The organism is Azospirillum sp. B506 (genome assembly GCF_000333595.1).
GTDB lineage: Bacteria > Pseudomonadota > Alphaproteobacteria > Azospirillales > Azospirillaceae > Azospirillum.
This window is the reverse complement of record NZ_BADK01001142.1, coordinates 1-3094: the sequence shown is the minus strand read 5'-3', so window position 1 is coordinate 3094 and position 3094 is coordinate 1. Positions and strand designations below refer to the sequence as shown.

Sequence of the window (3094 nt, the reverse complement as noted above, 5' to 3'; positions counted from 1 at the left end):
ATCACCCCGGCCATGTCGGTCCTGTCGGCGGTCGAGGGGCTGGGCGTGGCGGAACCGGCGCTCGAATCAGCGGTGGTGCCGCTGACCGTCGCCATCGTGATCGCCCTGTTCGCCATCCAGAGCCACGGCACCTCGCGTGTCGGCGCGCTGTTCGGCCCGATCATGCTGGTGTGGTTCTCCACGCTCGGCATCCTGGGATTGCTTGAGGTGATCCGGCAACCCAGCGTGCTGGTCGCCTTCAACCCGTTTTACGCCATCTCCTTCTTCGCCGAGCATGGGATCGCCGGATTCCTGGTGCTGGGGGCCGTCGTCCTGGCGGTGACCGGCGGCGAGGCGCTCTATGCCGACATGGGGCATTTCGGCCGCCGTCCGATCCAGGTGGCCTGGCTGGCCGTGGTGCTGCCGGCGCTGCTGCTGAACTATCTGGGCCAATGCGCGCTTCTGCTCAGCGATCCGACGGCGGTGCGCAGCCCCTTCTATCTGCTGGCGCCAGACTGGGCGCTCTATCCGCTGATCGGCCTGTCCACCGCCGCGGCCGTCATCGCCAGCCAGGCAGTGATCTCCGGCGTCTTCTCCCTGACGCGACAGGCGGTGCAGCTCGGTCTCTGCCCCCGCCTGGACATCCGCCATACCTCCAACGAGGAGGAGGGGCAGATCTACATCCCCCGCGCCAACTGGGGTCTGCTGGCCGCGGTCCTGGGGCTTGTGCTCGTCTTCCAGTCCTCCAGCCGTCTCGCCGCCGCTTATGGCATCGCGGTGACTGGCGACATGATCATCACCACCAGCCTGTTCCTGGTCGTGGCGCGCCGCCGCTGGAACTGGAGCCTGCCGCTCTGCTTCGCAATCGGCGCCTCCTTCCTGACGGTGGAGATCTCCTTCTTCGCCGCAAACGCGGTGAAGATTCCCCATGGCGGTTGGGTGCCGCTGGTGATCGCCTGCGTCACGCTGGGCCTGATGTCCACCTGGCGTCGCGGGCGCGCGGTTCTGACCCGGCGGCTGGCCGAGGAATCGCTGCCACTCGATGCCTTCATCCAACGGCAGGCGAAGAAGGGCGACATCCACCGCGTGAAGGGCACGGCGGTCTTCATGACCTCCAGTTCCAACACCGTGCCGATCGCCCTGCTGCACAACCTGAAGCACAATCAGGTCCTGCACGAGCGCATCGTCTTCGTCACAGTGGTCGTGGACGACGTACCGCGCGTTCCCGCCAAGGACCGCGTGCTGGTGGAGGGGCTGGCGGATGGCTTCTACCGCATCACCGTGCGCTACGGCTTCTCGCAGGAGCCGAACATTCCCAAGGCTTTGCGGCTGTGCAAGGCCTTCGGGCTGGAGTTCGACGTGATGGCGACCTCCTTCTTCCTGGGCCGCGAGACGCTGATCCCGCAGATGAATTCTCAGATGGCGCTGTGGCGGGAAAGGCTGTTCGTGGTGATGTCCCGCACATCGGTCAGCGCAACCGACTTCTTCAAGCTGCCGCCCAACCGCGTGGTGGAACTCGGCACCCAGGTACAGTTGTAGCCGGGCGGCAGGGCGCAGTATCACCGAAGCATTACCCCCTCCGCAGCGGAAAAATCGGCAGGACTTGCAAAAACACCGGTGATCCGAGTGAAAGCCTGCCCCGTAACGCTGGTGTGTCCGCGCAAAGCGGACCTTCACCGACAAGAGGGAATGCTATGAAGAAGGTTGCCACCGTGGCGATCGCCACCCTTCTTTTTGCCGGTTGCGCCAATGCCGCCATGGAAAAGATGGTCGGAGGCGCACCGATGTACCCGAACAAGACCATCGTGGAGAATGCGTCCCAATCCAAGGACCACACCACCCTGGTCGCCGCCGTGAAGGCCGCCGGGCTGGTCGACACGCTGAACGGCAAGGGTCCCTTCACCGTCTTCGCCCCAACCAACGAGGCCTTCGCGGCATTGCCCGCCGGCACCGTCGACACGTTGCTGAAGCCGGAGAACAAGGGCCAGCTGACCAAGGTGCTCACCTACCACGTCATTCCCGGAAAGCTGGACGCCAGGGACATCGTGGCGGACATCAGGAAGGGCAACGGCAAGGCGATGCTGAAGACGGTGGAAGGCATGCCGCTGACCTTCACCCAGTCAGGCGACGCCGTGATGGTCGCCGATGCCTCCGGCAACACGGCCCGCGTCACCATCGCCGACGTGCCGCAGTCCAACGGCGTCGTCCACGTCATCGACAAGGTTCTGCTGCCCAAGTAACGCCTTAACAGGCAACGAGCAAAGGCGAACGCGCGGGAGCTGGGCCCGAGTATCCCCCCATTGAAGGCCCGGCCGCCTTAGGACGTCGGCTTTTCCGGGGTCTGCTTGCCCCCGCGATACTCCTTCAGGAACTTCTTGAACATATCCACTTCCGCAACGCGGGAGCGGATGGTGCCGACGTCGATCAGGCCCATCGCCTGTTCGGGGCGGGTCAGAATGCGGAATGCATCCTCGTTCGGCCCGCCCTTCATCGCACCCTCGAAATCCTTCTTCAGCAGATTAAGCCCGTTGCCGTCGCCGGCCAACGCCAACGCCACGGCCCGGTTCAGCACCAGCTGCGACATGTTGGGATCGAGCGGCTTGCCCGGTCCCGGCGCCCACGAATATTAACGTGGTTCCCATCGACTACGCCTTTCGGCCTCGCCTTAGGGGCCGGCTCACCCTGCGTGGATTAACCTTGCGCAGGAACCCTTGGACTTTCGGCGACAGTGTTTCTCACACTGTTTGTCGCTACTCATGTCAGCATTCTCACTTCCGATACCTCCAGGCGACCTCACGGCCACCCTTCGCAGGCTTACGGAACGCTCCGCTACCACGTGATCACAAGGATCACATCCGCAGCTTCGGTACACGGCTTGAGCCCCGATACATTTTCGGCGCAGGCCGGCTTAACTAGACCAGTGAGCTATTACGCTTTCTTTAAAGGATGGCTGCTTCTAAGCCAACCTCCTGGTTGTCATGGCCTTCCCACATCCTTTCCCACTTAGCCGTGATTTGGGGACCTTAGCTGGCGGTCTGGGCTGTTTCCCTCTCGACGATGGACCTTAGCACCCACCGTCTGTCTGCCGCGCTCTGCTCACGGTATCGGAGTTGAC

3 protein-coding genes and 1 rRNA gene are annotated in these 3094 nt (G+C 63.5%); 2 read left to right on the top strand and 2 right to left on the bottom strand.

Annotation, left to right across the window (positions count from 1 at the left end; translation table 11 throughout):
* On the top strand, positions 1-1518 hold a 1518-nt coding region (locus I71_RS34675), incomplete at its 5' end, for a potassium transporter Kup (protein ID WP_042704850.1).
* 155 nt (positions 1519-1673) lie between these two features.
* Positions 1674-2219, top strand: a complete 546-nt coding sequence (locus I71_RS34670; protein ID WP_042704849.1) for a fasciclin domain-containing protein — start codon at positions 1674-1676, stop codon at positions 2217-2219.
* Between the two features lie 77 nt (positions 2220-2296).
* Here I71_RS34670 and I71_RS39090 read toward each other — a convergent pair whose 3' ends face one another.
* Positions 2297-2470 (bottom strand): hypothetical protein, encoded by a 174-nt coding sequence (locus I71_RS39090; protein ID WP_199902332.1) that lies wholly within the window; start codon positions 2468-2470, stop codon positions 2297-2299.
* Positions 2471-2494: 24 nt separating this feature from the next.
* Positions 2495-3094 (bottom strand): 23S ribosomal RNA (locus I71_RS39085); the annotation flags it as partial.

What these genes read in the sequence shown, in the direction of transcription:
- I71_RS39090 (WP_199902332.1), bottom strand. Translation starts at nt 2,470, where the DNA reads ATGAAGGGCGGGCCGAACGAGGATGCATTCCGCATTCTGACCCGCCCC.
- I71_RS34670 (WP_042704849.1), top strand. Translation starts at nt 1,674, where the DNA reads ATGAAGAAGGTTGCCACCGTGGCGATCGCCACCCTTCTTTTTGCCGGT.